General features: G+C 59.6%; 13 protein-coding genes. 9 read left to right on the forward strand and 4 right to left on the reverse strand.

Annotated features, from left to right (window positions below; all coding sequences use genetic code 11):
* The first annotated feature begins 75 nt into the window (after positions 1-75).
* The 4 genes from ET524_RS05605 to ET524_RS05620 all read left to right on the forward strand — a co-directional run bounded on the left by ET524_RS05605 (position 76) and on the right by ET524_RS05620 (position 6,486).
* Entirely contained in the window at positions 76-2,874 is a 2,799-nt protein-coding gene (locus ET524_RS05605) for a YhgE/Pip domain-containing protein (protein ID WP_161566609.1), read from the forward strand.
* Complete coding sequence (locus ET524_RS05610; protein ID WP_129423951.1) at positions 2,867-5,056, forward strand: YhgE/Pip domain-containing protein; 2,190 nt, start codon at positions 2,867-2,869, stop codon at positions 5,054-5,056. Before ET524_RS05605 ends, ET524_RS05610 begins: the two co-directional genes overlap by 8 nt.
* 373 nt (positions 5,057-5,429) lie before the next feature.
* Positions 5,430-5,855, forward strand: coding sequence for a metal-dependent transcriptional regulator (locus ET524_RS05615; protein WP_129423953.1), 426 nt, complete (start codon positions 5,430-5,432; stop codon positions 5,853-5,855).
* Between the two features lie 151 nt (positions 5,856-6,006).
* Entirely contained in the window at positions 6,007-6,486 is a 480-nt protein-coding gene (locus tag ET524_RS05620; RefSeq protein WP_161566610.1) for a universal stress protein, read from the forward strand.
* 256 nt (positions 6,487-6,742) lie between these two features.
* Here the strand turns inward: ET524_RS05620 and crcB are convergent, their stop codons facing one another.
* Positions 6,743-7,129, reverse strand: coding sequence for a fluoride efflux transporter CrcB (gene crcB, locus ET524_RS05625; RefSeq protein WP_129423957.1), 387 nt, complete (start codon positions 7,127-7,129; stop codon positions 6,743-6,745).
* A gap of 109 nt (positions 7,130-7,238) precedes the next feature.
* Here crcB and ET524_RS05630 point away from each other — a divergent pair, with 109 nt between their 5' ends.
* Positions 7,239-8,630: a M18 family aminopeptidase gene (locus ET524_RS05630; RefSeq protein ID WP_201738689.1), complete on the forward strand. Its 1,392-nt coding sequence runs from the start codon at positions 7,239-7,241 to the stop codon at positions 8,628-8,630.
* On the opposite strand, the gene ET524_RS11530 is transcribed toward ET524_RS05630, so the two are convergent.
* Positions 8,627-8,770 carry a hypothetical protein gene (locus ET524_RS11530; RefSeq protein WP_161566611.1) on the reverse strand — a complete coding sequence of 48 codons (144 nt, stop codon included), beginning with the start codon at positions 8,768-8,770 and terminating at the stop codon, positions 8,627-8,629. The two genes, ET524_RS05630 and ET524_RS11530, sit on opposite strands and share 4 nt — an antisense overlap.
* Before the next feature lie 160 nt (positions 8,771-8,930).
* Here ET524_RS11530 and ET524_RS05635 point away from each other — a divergent pair, with 160 nt between their 5' ends.
* The 3 genes from ET524_RS05635 (at position 8,931) to ET524_RS05645 (ending at position 12,625) form a co-directional block, all read left to right on the forward strand.
* Positions 8,931-9,824: a DegV family protein gene (locus tag ET524_RS05635; RefSeq protein ID WP_236648264.1), complete on the forward strand. Its 894-nt coding sequence runs from the start codon at positions 8,931-8,933 to the stop codon at positions 9,822-9,824.
* A 326-nt stretch (positions 9,825-10,150) separates the two neighbouring features.
* Entirely contained in the window at positions 10,151-11,431 is a 1,281-nt protein-coding gene (locus ET524_RS05640; RefSeq protein WP_129423959.1) for an O-acetylhomoserine aminocarboxypropyltransferase/cysteine synthase family protein, read from the forward strand.
* 297 nt (positions 11,432-11,728) lie between these two features.
* Positions 11,729-12,625, forward strand: coding sequence for a LysR family transcriptional regulator (locus ET524_RS05645; protein WP_129423961.1), 897 nt, complete (start codon positions 11,729-11,731; stop codon positions 12,623-12,625).
* A 48-nt stretch (positions 12,626-12,673) separates the two neighbouring features.
* Here ET524_RS05645 and ET524_RS05650 read toward each other — a convergent pair whose 3' ends face one another.
* Together ET524_RS05650 and ET524_RS05655 are read right to left on the reverse strand one after the other, a co-directional pair.
* Positions 12,674-13,315 carry a response regulator gene (locus tag ET524_RS05650; RefSeq protein WP_129423963.1) on the reverse strand — a complete coding sequence of 214 codons (642 nt, stop codon included), beginning with the start codon at positions 13,313-13,315 and terminating at the stop codon, positions 12,674-12,676.
* The gene (locus ET524_RS05655) at positions 13,312-14,550 is read right to left on the reverse strand and encodes a GAF domain-containing sensor histidine kinase (RefSeq protein ID WP_129423965.1); all 1,239 of its coding nucleotides are present in this window, start codon (positions 14,548-14,550) and stop codon (positions 13,312-13,314) included. The genes ET524_RS05650 and ET524_RS05655 overlap by 4 nt, the downstream gene beginning before the upstream one ends.
* Positions 14,551-14,812: 262 nt before the next feature.
* Here ET524_RS05655 and ET524_RS05660 point away from each other — a divergent pair, with 262 nt between their 5' ends.
* Positions 14,813-16,144 (forward strand): ammonia-forming cytochrome c nitrite reductase subunit c552, encoded by a 1,332-nt coding sequence (locus tag ET524_RS05660; protein ID WP_129423967.1) that lies wholly within the window; start codon positions 14,813-14,815, stop codon positions 16,142-16,144.
* Positions 16,145-16,220: the final 76 nt, after the last annotated feature.

The raw sequence follows: 16,220 nt of genomic DNA on the forward strand, positions 1-16,220 counted from the left end.
CATTCGTCGGGCGAAGGCCATTTTCCGCAATTGACGCCGCCTTGGCGTTTCCGCAAGGAAGAGGTACTACCTGCTATGAGAAACATCCTGCGCGTGCTCGGGCGCGATTTCAAGCGTCTGCTCAAAGCGCCGGCCGCTCTTGTTGTTGTTATCGTGCTTGTTGTGCTGCCGTCCACGTACACGTGGGTCAACGTCATTGGTTTTTGGAACCCGTATAACAACACGGGCAACATGCGCGTGTGCGTGGTGAACGAGGACACCGGCGGCAGCAACGATATCATGGGCGACATGAACCTGGGAAACCAGATTGTCGACCAGCTGCATGAGAACACGCAGTTGAAATGGGAGTTCACCGATTACGACGACGCCATGGAAAAAGTTGAGTCCAGCGAGGTATACGCGGCGTTCGTCATCCCCAGTGACTTCACCGAGAACCTGTTCACCATCTTGTCGGGCGATTTCCATCAGCCGAACTTGCAGTATTACGTGAACGAGAAGAAAAACCCCGTTTCCCCGAAGGTTACCGATGCGGGTTCGACCACGCTTGACGAAACTATCAACAGCCAGTTCGTTTCCACGGTCAGTTCCGTGGTTGCCGACACGTTGAACGATAAGATTGCGGAAGCGGAAGAGGGTCTTGACGTCGCGCAGTCGAATACGGTGAAGCAGTTGAATCGCGCGATTGATTCCGTTTCGGACGCACGCTCCATGGTGGACGAGCTGTCGACAAGCACGGGCGAGGCGCAAGGTAAGGCGCAGGCTGCGAAGGACCAGCTGAAGCAGGCGCGCTCCGATGCGAAGACGGTGCAGGACCAGCTGCAGCAGGTGTACGACCTTTCAGGCACGCTGCAGAAAAGCATTGGGGATTTTACGGCGGCCGCATTGCCGGCGCTTTCCGAGTCTTCGGTGGCCTTGTCGCAAGTTTCTAGTGGTGTGTCGGGCGCAGTATCGGATGCCTCAAGCAGCATCACCGGCGCGCAGGGTACCGTTGACGCGTCTATTGAACGTGCGCAGGGCGTCATCGACATGAATGACACCATCATTGCAGAGCTGACCACCATTTATGATGGCATGGCCGACTCTGACCCGCACAAAGATGAGTTGAAGCTTGCCATCGATTCGGCGACGAAGCGCAACCAGGAACTACAGCGCGACCTCGATGATTTGCAGCAGCTGTACAACGACACCGAGGCAACAGCTGCGCAGCTTTCTGGAGCCGCTACTACGCTCAATACCGCCATTCAGCAGTCCATCGGCTATGCGGGAACGTATCAGTCGCAGTTGTTCGGTACTGCGTTGCCGCAGGTGAGCAGCGGTATCTCGCAAGTGGGAAGCGCAGCTATCAGTCTGAAGGCCGCCATTACGAACCAAGGCTACCTTATCGATCAAACCGGCAACATCATCGATCAGCTGGAAAGCACGCTGGGCGCTGCGGGCAATTCGCTTACGCAAACCGACGCTGTGCTGACTGATTTGGGCAAGGCGCTGACCACAGCGCGCAACGATGTTTCCATGCTGGGTACGTCAACGGCTATTGATGAGCTGGTCGACAACGGCCGCATCGATCCCGAGAAAATCGCCGAATTCATGGCATCGCCTACGCAGGTGACCACCGAGAAGCTGTATCCGCTGAATGCGTACGGCTCGGCCATGGCACCGCTGTTCATCAGCTTGAGCCTGTGGATTGGCACGCTGATGCTGTGCGTTATCTTGAAGCTTGAAGTTGACAAAGAGGAAATCCCCGACCTGACGGTTGTGCAGGGCTACCTGGGCCGTTGGCTGTTCTTCGCCGTGCTGGTAACGCTGCAGGCTATCGTGTGCGTGGCGGGCTGCTTGGCGCTGGGCGTGCAAACGGTGTCGGTGCCGGCGTTCTTCTTCACGGCCATTATCTTGTCGCTGGCGTACCTGTGCATCACGTATACGCTTTCGTCGTCGTTCCAGCACATCGGCATCGGCCTGTGCATCATCATGGTGTTCGTGCAGATTCCGGGCGGCACAGGTTTGTACCCCGTTGAGATGACGGATGAATTCTTCCGCGCCGTGTACCCGATGTTCCCGTTCACGTACGGCATCAACGCGCTGCGCGAGACCATCGGCGGCTTCTACGGCACGCAGTGGATCAGCTACATCGGCATCCTGTTCGCTATCGGCATTTCCATGGGCGTGATCGGCGTGTTCGTACGTCCGCACCTGACGAACTTAAACCGCCTGGTGGCGAAGGAAATCAAGAAGAGCGACCTTCTGAATGTGGAAGACGCGCTGGTGCCCGAGCGCCGCTATCGCATCGGGCAGCTTATCCGCGCGCTTGCCGACCACGACGAATTCCACAATGCCGTGCAGCAGCAAGCTGACCGGTTCATGACGCTGTATCCGCGCCTGAAACGCGGCGCGCTTATCCTGGGCATTTTGGTGCCCGTGGCGTTTACGGCCGTGTTCGCCGTCACCACCACCGAGAAGGTGGTGACGCTGACCGGATGGCTGATTTGGCTGGTGTTCACCATCGCGTTTTTGCTGGGCATGGAGCTGGTGCGCGACAACATTCAGCGGCAAGCGCATATCGACAGCATGAGCGACGAAGATCTGCGCGAGCATTTGGCCGAGCGCGGCAAGAAAGTGGTGAAGGAGCTGGTGCCGGCCGCCATGTCTACGGCGCGCATGTCCGTGCCGGTTGACCGCACAGCGCGCGCGGCGGGCGTGACGGTGCCTTTGCCCCCGGTGGGCAAGGTGTCCGATGACCTGGGCGAATCGTTCGAGGGCGGCACCGCGCGCCACGATGGTGCGAAGGGTGCCTTGCGCGACGACGAGAAAAAGCACAAGAATAAAAAGCACGAGAAAAAGCATCACGATAAGAAGCAGGAGGGCGACCATGAGTAACGTTTGGAAGCTGCTCTGCTACGACGTGAAGCATCTGTTCGGCAACGTGGTGACCGTCGTCATCATCCTGGGCCTGGTGTTCCTGCCTTCGATTTTCACATGGTACAACGTCATCGCGTGCTGGGACGTGTTCGACAATACGGGTAATTTGAAGGTTGCGGTGGCGAACTCCGACGAGGGCTATGAAAGCGACTTGCTGCCTACAAAGGTGAATGTGGGCGACAGCGTGGAGTCGGCCCTGCGCGCGAACGACCAGCTTGATTGGGTGTTTACCGACGAGGAAGACGCCATTGATGGCGCAAAATCGGGCAAATACTACGCGGCCGTGGTCATCCCGCAAAGCTTCAGCGAAGACATGATGAGCTTCTATTCAAGCGATACCGAGCACGCGCAGATCATCTATTACGAGAACGAGAAGAAAAACGCTGTGGCGCCGCGTGTGACCGATCAGGCTTCCACGAAGGTGTCATCGCAGGTGAACACGACGTTTGCCGAAACGCTGTCCGATGTGGCGCTGGGGCTGGTGGACACGTTCAGCAACCTTGCCGAGCAAGGGGATGTCGGCGGGCAGATTGCCAAGCTGTCGGGCACGCTTTCCGACTCGGCGAAGCAGCTGGGCAACACCGCTGATGTGCTGAACTCGTATGCTTCGCTGACTGGCACGGCAAAATCGCTGGTGAACAACTCTACGGATTTGCTTTCCAGCGCACAGGCGGCGGTGAAGGATGCGGAAGGCCAAGCGTCGGATGCTAAAGACGGCGCGCTTACCATCAGCGATGCCATGAAAACCTCGGTTGCGGCGCTTTCCGATGCGCTTGCGCAAAGCGGCGACAGCTTCAAGGATGTGCCCGGCGCGGTTGACGGCGTGTACGACCAGATTGATACCGATAAGGCGAATGCAGCGAAAAGCCTGCGTGAGCAGATGGCGGACGTGAAGAACCAGCGCGACCGTTACGAGGAATTGATAGCGCAGTTGGAAACGCTGCGCCCGAACATCGATGAGCAGTATCAGCCGGCAATCGATGCCGTCATCAAGCAGCTGAATACGTCTATCGCTTCACTTGATAAGCTCTACGATGCCCTTGACAGCGCCGCAGACAAACTTGAACAGGGTAAAGACCCCGAGGGAACGTCGCGCGAAGACGTACAGAAAAAGATTGATGCGGTGCAAGCAAGCTTGTCAACGCTGAAGGCGGATTACGAAAACGGTTTGAAGCCGGGTCTTGAGCAGCTTGCCGACTCGGTGTCCGCGGCGGCGCAATCGCTTACCGCGCGCGCATCGCAGCTTTCGGGTGTTGGCGGCGATTTGGAAAACTCGGCAAGTTTGGTGGCTGGCAAGCTGGGAGATGCCCAGGGAACCATGAGCAGCATGGCGGATGAGCTCCATGCATCGGCCGACAAGCTGTCCACGCTGTCGACGCGCATAGACGAGGCGCTGGCAAGCGGCAGCGTCGAGCAACTCAAGCAGGTCATCGGCTCTGATCCTGAAGCGCTGGCCAAGGCGGTGTCGGCGCCGGTGGGCGTGGAGCGCATCGCGGTGTTCCCCGTTGAGGACTTCGGCTCCGCCATGGCCCCGCTGTACACCACGCTCGCGCTGTGGGTTGGATCGCTGCTGATTATGGTACTGCTGAACCCCGTGCCGTCTAAGCGCGCCATCGAGGAGGCGGGCTTGGTGAACCCGAAATCGTGGCAGCTGTTCTTCGGCCGCTACGGTGCGCCGTTCGTGCTGGCGTTTATGCAAAGCACGGTCGTGTGCCTGGGTAACATGCTGTTCGTGGGCGTGCAGGTGGCAAATCCGCTGCTGTATCTGCTGTGTTTCTGGGTGGCGGGTTTTGTGTTCAGCTTTATTATCTACACGCTTGTGTCGCTGTTCGCAAACCTGGGCAAGGCCATTGCCGTGCTGCTGCTGATTGTGTGCGTGACCGGCGGCGGAGGCAGCTTCCCGCTGCAGCTGCTGCCCGATTTCTTCTTGAATGTCAGCCCGTTCTTGCCGGCAACGCATGTTATCAATGCCATGCGCGCGGCAAGCATGGGTGTGTACCAAAACGATTTCTGGATTGAAATCGCGTCGACGTTGCTGTTCTTGTTGCCATTTATCATTTTGGGCATCTTGCGGCCGGCGCTGTCGAAGCTGACGTATTGGTTCGTCGAGCAGGTGGAGAAGTCGAAACTGGTGGCGTAACGGCTGCAATTTGCGAGGCGAAAAGCATGCAGATGCGAGGGGGCGTGGTTCGAATGAGAGCCGCGTCCCTTCTGCATCCCGGTTGTGAAGAAATTGTATGCAAGCGCTAACACAGTTGCACAAGGCTAACGGTTAGCGTATTCTAACCCCTGTCGAAAGGCTTGTGAGCAGGTGCTACGAAGGTAATCGGCTTTACGCAAGCAAGCAGCTGTGAACTTTCTGGCAGCTTAAATCCCTTTCGGTTCATTTGCTGACACGGCGGTGAAAGCTCTTCTCGTCTGGCTTATCACCGCACCTTTAAAGCAGAGGGAAGATCCCCCCTTCTTCCCTCTGCTTCTTTATGTGTAGGGCCGCATGGGGGATTGGGGGTCAGATGGAGAAACTCACGACGTCAAGCGAAGACTACCTTGAAGCCATCGTCAACCTGGGCGGCACGCTGACGAACTCGGTACGCAATATCGATATTTCCAACGAGCTGGGCGTGACGAAGGCATCGGTCAGCAAGGCCATTCAGGTGCTGCGCGAGGACGGCATGGTCAGTCAGGAGCCGTACGGCGGCGTGCGTTTGACGCCGAATGGGCTGGCGCGCGGTATGGCGGTGCTGTGCCGGCATCGGTTGCTGTTCGCGTTTTTGACGCAGGAGCTTGGCATCGACGAGCAGACGGCGGAGCGCGAGGCGTGTGGCATCGAACACGCCATCAGCGATGCGTCGTTCGAGTGCTGGCTTGCGTACGCTTCGAAAATCGGATTGCGCGTCAAGGGCCTTCCGCGCTACTACATGGAGTATAATCAGCAGTAGGTTCAGGCGCTGCGAATGCTCGTGTGAACAGCAGCAACGTAACGGATTGAGCCTTGCAGGCCACGTATGGGGCGTAGTCCTGCTAAAGCGGCAGTCCCAGCCGCTTCCGCGTCGAATTTGTACGGCGCGGCGTTACGGAAAGGAGCCCGTTATGAAGTTCCGTCACATCATGGTTCCCTACGATGGATCCGACCACGCCAAGAATGCTCTGCAGTACGCCAAGGACTTGGTGGAAACGTGCCCCGAGGCTCGCATCTCGGTTGTTCATGCGGTGCCTTCTAGCTATGTTGGCACGGATCGCATGGGCACGGAAGGCGCGCTCGATGGCGTGCCGTACGGCATGCTTGATTACGAAGAGTACCAGGGCGTGGTGCAGCATGTGCTTGACGAAGCCAAGAAGCGCGTAAGCGAGAATCTTGGGGATACGCTTGCTGACCTGGGCGATCGCGCCGATGTTGTGGCGGTTGCCGGTGCTTCTCCCGCCGATGCGCTTGCCCGTTTCGCCGAAGAGCACGATTGCGACCTTATTGTCATGGGTCGTCGAGGCTTGGGCGCCATTCGCGGCATGCTCGGCAGCGTCAGCTTCGGCGTGCTGCGCGCCACCGATATCCCGGTGCTTACGGTGAAGTAGCTTTTCAATCGATTGAGGCCGCCCGCATTTGCGGGCGGCCTTTTTGTGCATGCGGGACGCACGGTTGTGCTGCCGGTCGGCCGTACTCTATCGGATGGATAGCGCTGGCAGGTGGGTGCATGTTTTGTCTGGATGGGAGATTGTGCGGCCGCATGAAAAGCTGACAAACGACTTGTCCCCATGTCGTACTGGCAAAAGAATAATGTTGTATAGTTTAAGTTGTACATTGAGCCTGTGAAGCGGGAGCGGTTGAAGGCTAAGCATTTTGCGTTTGCAGCAGCGTTTTCACGAACAGTTTCCCAGCCATGACGCCGAGGACGCACACGGCCAGGCTACCGAGCGCGTAAGCACTGCCGATGGCGTATTTTCCGCGTTCAAGCAGGCTTAACGTTTCTAGAGAGAACGTGCTGAATGTGGTGAAGCCGCCGCACAGGCCCGTTTTCAGGAACAGCACGGCATTGTCGGAGAGCATGCCGGGACGGATGTTCGCGACTTCGAACACCACGCCGATGATGAACGCGCCAACAAAGTTGATGGCGAACGTGATAAGGGGAAAGTCGCCCTGGTAGGGGATAAGTCCCAGCAGATAGCGCGCAATCGCTCCCAGAAAACCGCCTGCTCCAACGCAAAGTGCCGCAATCATCCGTTCCCTTTCCCTGCCGGCTTGCATGTGCTTCAGGTTCGTATTCTAGAGCAATCGCTTGCGCTGTGCCGGTGATTGCTAGACTGGAGCAAAAGGAAAGGAGACGGCTATGAGCCAGGTTGAGGCGAGCGGGTGCGCAGCGCCTGAGGCGGGCGTGCAAACGCGTGGCTGCGCGGTGTCGGAGCTTGACGTGCGGGCGGCGCAGCGCATGATCGATTTCGTGAGCGAATGCCCCAGCATGTTCCATACAGTTGCGGCGCTGCGCAAGCGTTTAGACGCGGCGGGGTTCACGTTTGTGCCCGAGGGGCAGCGGTGGAACATCGAACGCGGTGGGGCGTACTACACCGTGCGCAACAATTCCAGCCTTATCGCGTTTCGCGTGGGCGAGAAGCTGGACTCGTATCACTTTCAGCTGACGGCGGCGCATTCGGATTCGCCGACGTATAAGGTGAAGGCCGTCCCCGAGCTTGCCGGCCCGGCGGAGTATCTGCGCTTGAACGTTGAAGCGTACGGCGGCGTTATGGACCACACGTGGTTCGACAAGCCGCTTTCTGTTGCGGGCCGTGTGCTGGTACGTGAAGGAAATCGCCTGGTCAGCAGGCTTTATGCGCCCGATGACGATCTGCTCATCATCCCGCGCGTGCCCATTCATCTGGACCATCAGGCGAATGCGGGCTTCGCGCCGAATCGAGCCGTCGATTTGTGCCCGCTGTTCTCGGCCGGGGCGCTTGAACGGGGTGCGTTCGACGCGATGGTTGCCGAAGACCTTGGTGTTGCCGTCGAAAACGTGGCGGCGCGCGATTTGTTCCTGGTGAACCGCCAGCAGCCGCGCGTGTGGGGCAGGGCAAACGAGTTTGTCAGCGCGCCGCGGCTGGACGACCTGGGCTGCGTGTTCATTTCGCTTGAGGCATTCCTAGCTGCGAGCAATCCGCACGACGTGTCGGTGTTCTGCTGCTTCGACAACGAGGAAGTGGGGTCGAACACAAAGCAGGGCGCTATGTCGACGTTTCTGCGCGACACGCTTGAGCGCTTGAACGGCGCGCTGGGCTTCGCCGTTGAAGATCTGTGCTGCGTGCTGGCGAAAAGCATGCTGGTGAGCTGCGATAACGCCCATGCTGTGCATCCGAATCACCCCGAACGCTATGATGAGTGCAACCGCGTGCAGCTCAACCGCGGCCTGGTGGTGAAAGAGGCCGCGAACCAGAAGTACTGCACCGATGCGTTCAGCCGCGCGGTGTTCTGCGCGTTGTGCACCGATGCGGGCGTGCCGCTGCAGGCGTACGCGAACCGCAGCGATATGCCCGGTGGCTCGACGCTGGGAAATCTGTCGAACATGCAAGTGAGCATGCATGGCGTTGACGTCGGCCTGCCGCAGCTGGCCATGCATTCTAGTTACGAGACGGCGGGCGTAGCTGATGTGCGTTTGGGTACGCGTGCCTTGCAGGCGTTTTTCGAGGCCGATGTGCGCATCGATGGTGCCGACGCGGCAGTGCTCGCCTAGGGGGTGGCGAAAAAGTCAACGATGTCGCACGTGATGGACTGTTCGCTGTGGTAGCCCAGCACGTTGGCTCGATGGTGGTTGAGATCCGCAGTTTGATAACGTGCGGTCAGGAAAGTTCGGCCTGATAGCAAACGAATCATCGGGGTGATGCGTTGATGATTCATTTGCGTAGCAAAACGTATTCGCTCAAGCGAAACGCCGTGATTGCATTGCGATGATGGACACATTGCGGCAATATGGGGTGTTGCTGTTATGCGCTTGGCGCAAACGGCATCGTAACCGTAGTGCGATAGGAGCATTGTGCAGCAATCAGCAATCGAAGGCGCCGCAGCGCGCCGCGTACATATCATCACCGATTCCGCGTCCGACTTGGCGGCGGGCGAATTTCCCGACGTAAGCGTTGTGCCGCTGAGCATCTCGTTCGGCAACGATTCGTTCGAAGACGGCGTGAACCTAACCCATCGGCAGTTCTACGAGAAGCTGGTCGAGTCTGACGAGCTTCCGCGCACCAGCCAAGCAACGCCGTTCGCGTTCACGCAGGTTCTGGCTGAAAAGCTTGGCCAGCCCGGCGAAGGCGGCACGGACGAGGCCGTTATCATCACGCTGTCCGCAAAGCTGTCGGGCACCTACGACAGCGCGCTTGCCGCGGCTGAGCCGTGGGGCGCTCGCGTGCACGTGGTTGACAGCACGAACGTGACCGTTGGAGAAAAAGCGCTGGTGGCGTACGCCATTCGCCTGGTTGAGCAAGGCATGTGCGCCTCCGAGGTGGCGGCCGAGCTGAATCGCGTGAAAGGCCGCATTCGCCTGGTGGCGCTGCTTGATACGCTTGAGTACCTGCAAAAGGGCGGCCGCATTTCCAAAACGGTTGCCATTGCGGGCGGCATGCTGTCCATCAAGCCGGTCATCTCTATTCAGGATGGTCTTGTGGTCATGCTGGGCAAGGCGCGCGGCAGCAAAAAGGGCAACAACCTGCTGATTCAGCAGGTGCAAAACGCCGGCGGCATTGATTTTTCGCTGCCGTTCTTCCTGGGTTACACGGGCTTGGGCGACGAGCTTATCAAAAAGTACATTGAAGACAGCCGCGCTGTATGGGAGGAAGGCGTTGACGAAGTGCGCTATTCCACCGTTGGCGGCACCATCGGCACGCACGTGGGCCCGGGCGCCATCGCGCTGGCGTTCTTCGCTCGGGGGTAACTGGGCGGCTTCATGCGCTTTGCGATGAGGACGCCCTGCCGTAGGCGGGGGCGCCCTCATCGCGGTGGCTTTACCTTTCCCCTGGTGGGCCTAACTCTGCTCTTCCCCTTGGCGGGCTCGATCTCGCCTTTTCGCTCGCGGGCCTGACCTAAGCCTCTCGACGGGGCGCCTCGGTTCGGCCCTTCACTCCGCTGTGCCGCAGGCAGCCATTGCGGGTTTCTTGCCAATTGCTTGTGGCGCAAGCTGGCAACAAAGGGCATACTGGAATGCTGACCGCGCCTAACGGCGATGACGCGGCTAGCATTTCATTTTCTAGGAGGCCAAACATGACGGAGCATATGGGGACCACGTGCGTGCAAGGCGGTTATCGACCTGGCGACGCGCAGCCGCGCCAGATTCCGATTTATCAGTCCACCACGTGGAAATACGACACGTCTGAGCACATGGGCAAGCTGTTCGACCTGGAAGAGTCGGGCTACTTCTACACGCGCCTGCAAAACCCCACGAACGATTACGTGGCAGCGAAGATCTGCGAGCTTGAGGGCGGCACGGCAGCTATGTTGACCAGCTCGGGCCAGGCGGCGAACTTCTTCGCAGTGTTCAACATTGCCGGAGCGGGCGACCATGTGGTGGCCTCAAGCGCCATTTACGGCGGCACGTACAACCTGCTGGCGCATACCATGCAGCGCATGGGCCTGGAGTGCACGTTCGTCAGCCCCGACTGCACCGATGAAGAGCTTGAGGCGGCGTTCCGTCCGAACACGAAGGCCGTGTTCGGCGAGACCATCGCCAACCCGGCGCTGGCCGTGCTTGATATCGAGCGTTTCGCGAATGCGGCGCATGCGCACGGCGTGCCGCTGATTGTGGACAACACGTTCCCGACGCCCGTGAATTGTAACCCCATCAAGTGGGGCGCGAATATCGTGACGCACTCCACCACGAAGTACATGGACGGTCACGGCGCATGCGTGGGCGGATGCATCGTGGACGCCGGCACGTTCGACTGGATGGCGCATGCCGACAAGTTCCCGGGCCTGACCACGCCCGACGAAAGCTACCACGGCGTGGTGTACGCCGAGAAGTTCGGCCAGGGCGGGGCGTTCATCACGAAGTGCACGTCGCAGCTGATGCGCGATTTCGGCTCCATCCAAAGCCCGCAGCATGCCTTCATTTTGAACCTGGGTCTTGAGAGCCTGCACGTGCGCATGCCGCAGCATTGCAAGAACGGTCAGGCCGCAGCCGAGTTCTTGCAGGCACACCCCAAGATCCGCTTCGTGCGTTACCCGGGCCTGGTGGGCGACCCGTATCACGAGCTGGCGCAGAAGTACATGCCGAACGGCACGTGCGGCGTGGTGTCGTTTGGCTTCGAGGGCGGTCGCGCGGCGGCCGAGCAGTTCATGAAAAGCCTGAAGCTGGCGCAGATTGCCACGCATGTTGCCGATGCGCGCACGTGCGTGCTGCATCCGGCGAACGCCACGCATCGTCAAATGAACGACGAAGAGCTGGTGGCGTGCGGCATCTCCCCGGACATGGTGCGCCTGAGCTGCGGCATCGAGTCGACGGAGGATTTGCTGGCCGACCTGGAGCAGGCGCTGGCAACAGTGTAGACGAAGCGCTAAGACGGCGATGGGGCGGGGCTGCTGACAATGCGTCGGTGGCCCCGCTTTTTGCTATCTGCAAGTGGGGAAGCATTGCTGCGCGAGGGATGTTCTGTGGCAGCAACCAGGGATAATGCGAATACGTAATCGCATGGTTACGTTAGCGTGCATCCTGGCGCGCGCTTGCCGAAAGCGGGGAGCAAAATGTATGTGCGAGTGAATTGATAACAGTTTCTGTGCTAGCCTGATTTTTGGTTTGACCTGGGGATTTTGTATCTATAACTCATCTCATGTCAGGGGGGCTGTATGAGCCCAAGCTTTTCGCAACTAGAACGGTTCGTCGCAACGGCACGCAAGGGGTCCTATAGCGCCGCCGCCGAGGACCTTTTCGTGACGCCGCAAGCAGTTTCGAAGTCGATTCACGACCTTGAGAGCAAGTTGCATGTGCAACTGCTTGAAGCGCGCGGTAAGCAGCTGAAACCAACGGATGCGGGCGGGAGGGTGTACCGCTATGCCGTGGATGCGCTTGATGCGCGCGGCGGCATTAGAGACGTGACGCCGGCTGGCGAAGGTGGGGTTGCGCAGCTTCGGGGGTCGCTTTCGGTTGTGGTGGCGAATATCCCCTTGCGAGGCCGAGTGTTTCGCGAAGAAGATTTCGAGCCTTTTCGCCGGGCGTATCCGCTTGTGGAGCTTCAGGTGTCGTTTTTTGCTGGCAGCGGGTGCTTGGCGGCCCTTGACGCGGGCATGGCCGATGCGGCGCTGGTGGTGGGAAAGCCCGAGCGTGAAGATTTGCACGCATCGTGGATGAGAACGATGGCGTTGTGCCTGCTGGTGTCCACGCGCCATGAGCTGGCGGCGAAGGAGTGCGTGGCGTTTTCCGACTTGCATGGTAGGAAGTTGGCCGTGCCGCATGATTTCCGTAGCTACAAAGAGGTGGTGGAGCGGCGGTTTGCGCAAGAGGGCGTGCGTCCGCGCTATGTTGCGCTTGAGATGAGCGAGGCGCGACATAGAGCGTTTTTACGCGACGAAGGCGGTGCCCTGCTGGTATCTCATGACGCGCGTTTGTGCGAAGCGTTTCCCGATACGGTGATGATTCCTTTCAAGGAGAAGGAGCGCATCGCGCTTCCTTATTACTATGTATGGCGCGAGGGGCACGAAACGGCTTTGGTTGCAGCATTGAGGCGCTGCTTGTGCGCGTCATGACAGAGCTTGGCATGCCTAGGCTGTCCATGTGCGTTGTGCGGGCAGCTTCTACAAGTCAAGCAGCTTATGCCGCAGCGCGTAGTCGACGGCATCGGCGCGCGTTTTCAGATGCAGCTTCTTGAATATCTTGCTGCGGTGCGCCTCCACTGTTTTCACGGATAGAAACATGCGCTCGCCGATTTCCTTGTTCGTGTGGCCTCGTGCGATAAGCTGCAAAATCTCAAGCTCGCGGCTGGATAGCTGTTGGAAGGAAGGGTCGTTAGCCTCGGGGTTTCCCGCGTGCTTTGCAAGCAACGAGGCCATGGTGGGGTGGATGTAACTGCCGCCTGCGGCAACGTCGTGCACGGCTTGGCGCAGCTGTTCGGGCGTCGAGTTTTTCAGCACGTAGCCCGCCGCGCCGCCGCGCAGGGTGTACAGCAGGTATTCCGGCTCGGCGAACATAGTGAGAATGATTACTTTCGTGTCGGGAAAGTCGCGGGCCACTTTTTCGCAGGCCACAAGTCCGCTTTGCCCGGGCGGCATGGAGATGTCAAGCAGCAGCACCTGCGGTTTGTGCTGCGCCACAAGCGAATAGGCTTGCGTTCCTTCGGCGGCTTCCGCCACCACGGCGATGTCAGGGTCCGCTTCAAGCAGAAGCTTAATGCCGGTGCGCACCACCTCGTGGTCGTCGGCAAGAATCACGTTGATCATTGCAGTTCCTCCTGGGCGCGCATGGGCGTGACCAGCGTGACGCGCGTGCCGGCAGCGCCTGATTCGATGGAAAGCGTGGCGCCGACCTGGTTTGCGCGTTCTTGCATGCCCAAAAGCCCGCAGCCGCTGCCTTTGATGGTGGGGTGGGCAACGTCGAAGCCGCATCCGTCGTCGGAAACGCAGATGTGCAGCCAGTCGCTTGCGGCCTCAACCTGCACGCGTACCGTGTCGGATCCCGAATACTTGCAAGCATTCGTCATGGCTTCTTGGCAGATGCGGTAGGCCTGCGTTTCCAGCGCGCGGTCGAAACGCGGCAGCGTCAAATCGCCCTCGAACGCAACGGCCGAGCCATACGTTTGCTCAAGCACCAGCGCTTGGCTGCGCAGCGCGGGCACGAAGCCAAGGTGGTCAAGCGCGCTGGGGCGCAGCATGACGGAGATGTTGTGCAGCTCGTCGAGCACGGCGTTGATGCTGCCGTGAGCCTCGTCGAGGATGGCAATCCCCTCGTCGTCGAGGTGCTCGCGAAGCCGCTGCAGCGAAAACGTGACGGTGAGTAGCTCTTGTGCAACGCCGTCGTGCAATTCGCGCGATATGCGCCGGCGCTCATCCTCTTGAGCGCCGATGATGCGCGCAAGGTCGCTGCGAATAAGCCGTGGAGAGCCATCGTTTTTCGCGGGGCTGCTTTCGCCGCTATCGCCCGCCCGCCCAGACAAGATGCTGGCATCGTCGTGCAGGCTTGCGTCGAACCCGATGAATCCTTCGGAAACAACGGCCAGCTCGCAAAACGTTCCGCGCAGTTCATCGGCGATAAGCGAACGAAATGCCTGGGCGTGGCTTTCGCTGACATCGCGGAACGCGCATAGCAGCACGGCGATGACGTGGTGGTTGCGTTTGAGGGGCAGCGCGCACAGGCTGCGCAAGTCTTCGGCGAACACGATGGGGTAGGACGAGTATTCGCGTGGGTCAAGCTCGGAATCGATGTCGGTGAACAGCATGGGCTTGCCGGACTTCAGCACGATGCCGCCTACACCATGGCCGGGCGCCAACGCGATGCGCCGGTGCCGGTTGCTTGTTTCGCCGGCGCTGTACACCCACTTCAGCGGTGCGCCGACGAATGCGGTGATGCCCATGGTGACGAAGTCGAAGTTAAGTCGCGCGCGAAGCTGCTCGACGGCGCGTTGGAACGCTTCGTTGTTTCCGTCAAGCGTTGCCCGATCGAAATTAGAAGCCCCCATGCTCTTCCTTTCCCGCTTGATGCTCCCCGCGCACATTATAGGACGCCGCTGCGGGGGATGACCAGTGCCTGCAGCGGTCAATCACCGTGCGGTAAAGAAACAACAACCAGGCCAAAAGCCGCTCATGGGAAAACTATAGGGTTTTCCCCGCGTGTTTTGCCGGGCGTTTCCTATAAGGGGCCTTCGCCATCTTCGCCCGCGCGCAAAGGCGCGTAACGTGGCGTCGTGGAGAGATATCGCCCCAGAAGGGAGGAAAGCGGAAATGACGAAAGCGAAAAGGAACAAGTCGGTTGCGTGGGTTGCGGCCCTGTGCGCCTTCGGCCTGGTCGTTGGCCTTTCGGCATGCGCGCCGAACGCCGACAAGGCCGGTCGCGCCGACCAAAAGGCCACGGACAAGCCCGTGGCGCAGCAGGTTGAGCAGGTGCCCGAAGCCGACGAGTATGGCGTGGTGCACGCCGATCAGTGGGCGCAGGACTATCCGGACCAGTACGCGACGTATCGGGAAAACGACGCGAATGGCACGGAGGGCAAGCACGACTATCTGCAGTTGTATCCGGCGCTGAACACCATGTACAAAGGCTATGCCTTCGCACTGGGCTATGATGAAGCGCACGGGCACACTCACGCGCTTCAATCGGTGAAGGAAACGCCGCGTACGCAGAAGAAAGAGCAGCTGGCAAACTGCATCTCGTGCAAAACCCCGCAGTACACCGCGCTGGTGAACGCCGAGGGGGACACGGCTTATCAGGGCAAGTTCAAGGACATGATCGACCAGTTCGACGAGCCCATCAGCTGCTATAACTGCCACGAGAACGACCCGACCCAGCTGGTGGTGGGCAACAAGTTCTTCGTGCGCGCGCTTGGCGACGACGTGAACAACGAGAAGAAGGCGCCGCTTGCCAGCCAAACGTGCGGCCAGTGCCACAACGAGTACTACTTTGATCCCTCGACGAAGGCCACGACGAACCCCTATACGGGAACCGATCAGATGACGCCTGACGCCATCCTGGCGTATTACGACAACCTGGGATTTTCGGATTGGAGGCACGCCGACACCATGGCACCCATGATCAAGGTGCAGCACCCCGAGTTCGAAACCATGTACGGCGGCGAGTCCACCACCATGGCGCGCATCGGCTACACGTGCGCCGATTGCCACATGGGCACGCAAACGGCCGAGGATGGCACGGCGTATACCTCGCACAATTGGATCAGCCCGCTTGAAAACGAGGACATGCTTGCCAACGACTGCAACAACTGCCACGCCGACCTGAAGAGCGAAGTGGCTGCCACGCAGGCAAAAGAAGAGCAGCGTGTGACGTCGATCAGCGAGAAGATCGAGAACCTGACGAAGAAGATCGCCGCGCAGTATGCCGACGAGATTGCCGCCATCAAGGCCGCCAAGGACGCCGGTGGCAAGCAGGACCCCTCTGCCGAGCTGGCCGCGCTGTGGAAGCTGCAGCGCAACGCGCAGTTCTACTGGGATTTCGTGATGGTTGAAAACAGCGAGGGTGCTCATAACCCCGACCTGACGTTTGAAACCCTGGACAAGGCGGAAGCGGCCGCTGACCAGGCATTGTCGATGCTTGCGTAACAGCGCAGGCGGTGATTCTCTCCGATAGGCTTCGGGGCACATTGTCGGGAATGCGCGCGGAACGCGGGGCGCGGAC

The organism is Senegalimassilia faecalis, assembly GCF_004135645.1.
GTDB classification, from domain to species: domain Bacteria; phylum Actinomycetota; class Coriobacteriia; order Coriobacteriales; family Eggerthellaceae; genus Senegalimassilia; species Senegalimassilia faecalis.

Excerpts from the sequence above, each read along its gene's own strand:
- ET524_RS05630 (WP_201738689.1), top strand. The coding sequence starts at position 7,239 with ATGAGCCAGGTTGAGGCGAGCGGGTGCGCAGCGCCTGAGGCGGGCGTG.
- ET524_RS05605 (WP_161566609.1), top strand. The coding sequence starts at position 76 with ATGAGAAACATCCTGCGCGTGCTCGGGCGCGATTTCAAGCGTCTGCTC.
- ET524_RS05655 (WP_129423965.1), bottom strand. The coding sequence starts at position 14,550 with ATGGGGGCTTCTAATTTCGATCGGGCAACGCTTGACGGAAACAACGAA.
- ET524_RS05610 (WP_129423951.1), top strand. The coding sequence starts at position 2,867 with ATGAGTAACGTTTGGAAGCTGCTCTGCTACGACGTGAAGCATCTGTTC.
- ET524_RS05620 (WP_161566610.1), top strand. The coding sequence starts at position 6,007 with ATGAAGTTCCGTCACATCATGGTTCCCTACGATGGATCCGACCACGCC.
- ET524_RS05615 (WP_129423953.1), top strand. The coding sequence starts at position 5,430 with ATGGAGAAACTCACGACGTCAAGCGAAGACTACCTTGAAGCCATCGTC.
- ET524_RS11530 (WP_161566611.1), bottom strand. The coding sequence starts at position 8,770 with ATGATTCGTTTGCTATCAGGCCGAACTTTCCTGACCGCACGTTATCAA.
- ET524_RS05645 (WP_129423961.1), top strand. The coding sequence starts at position 11,729 with ATGAGCCCAAGCTTTTCGCAACTAGAACGGTTCGTCGCAACGGCACGC.
- ET524_RS05640 (WP_129423959.1), top strand. The coding sequence starts at position 10,151 with ATGACGGAGCATATGGGGACCACGTGCGTGCAAGGCGGTTATCGACCT.
- ET524_RS05650 (WP_129423963.1), bottom strand. The coding sequence starts at position 13,315 with ATGATCAACGTGATTCTTGCCGACGACCACGAGGTGGTGCGCACCGGC.
- crcB (WP_129423957.1), bottom strand. The coding sequence starts at position 7,129 with ATGATTGCGGCACTTTGCGTTGGAGCAGGCGGTTTTCTGGGAGCGATT.
- ET524_RS05660 (WP_129423967.1), top strand. The coding sequence starts at position 14,813 with ATGACGAAAGCGAAAAGGAACAAGTCGGTTGCGTGGGTTGCGGCCCTG.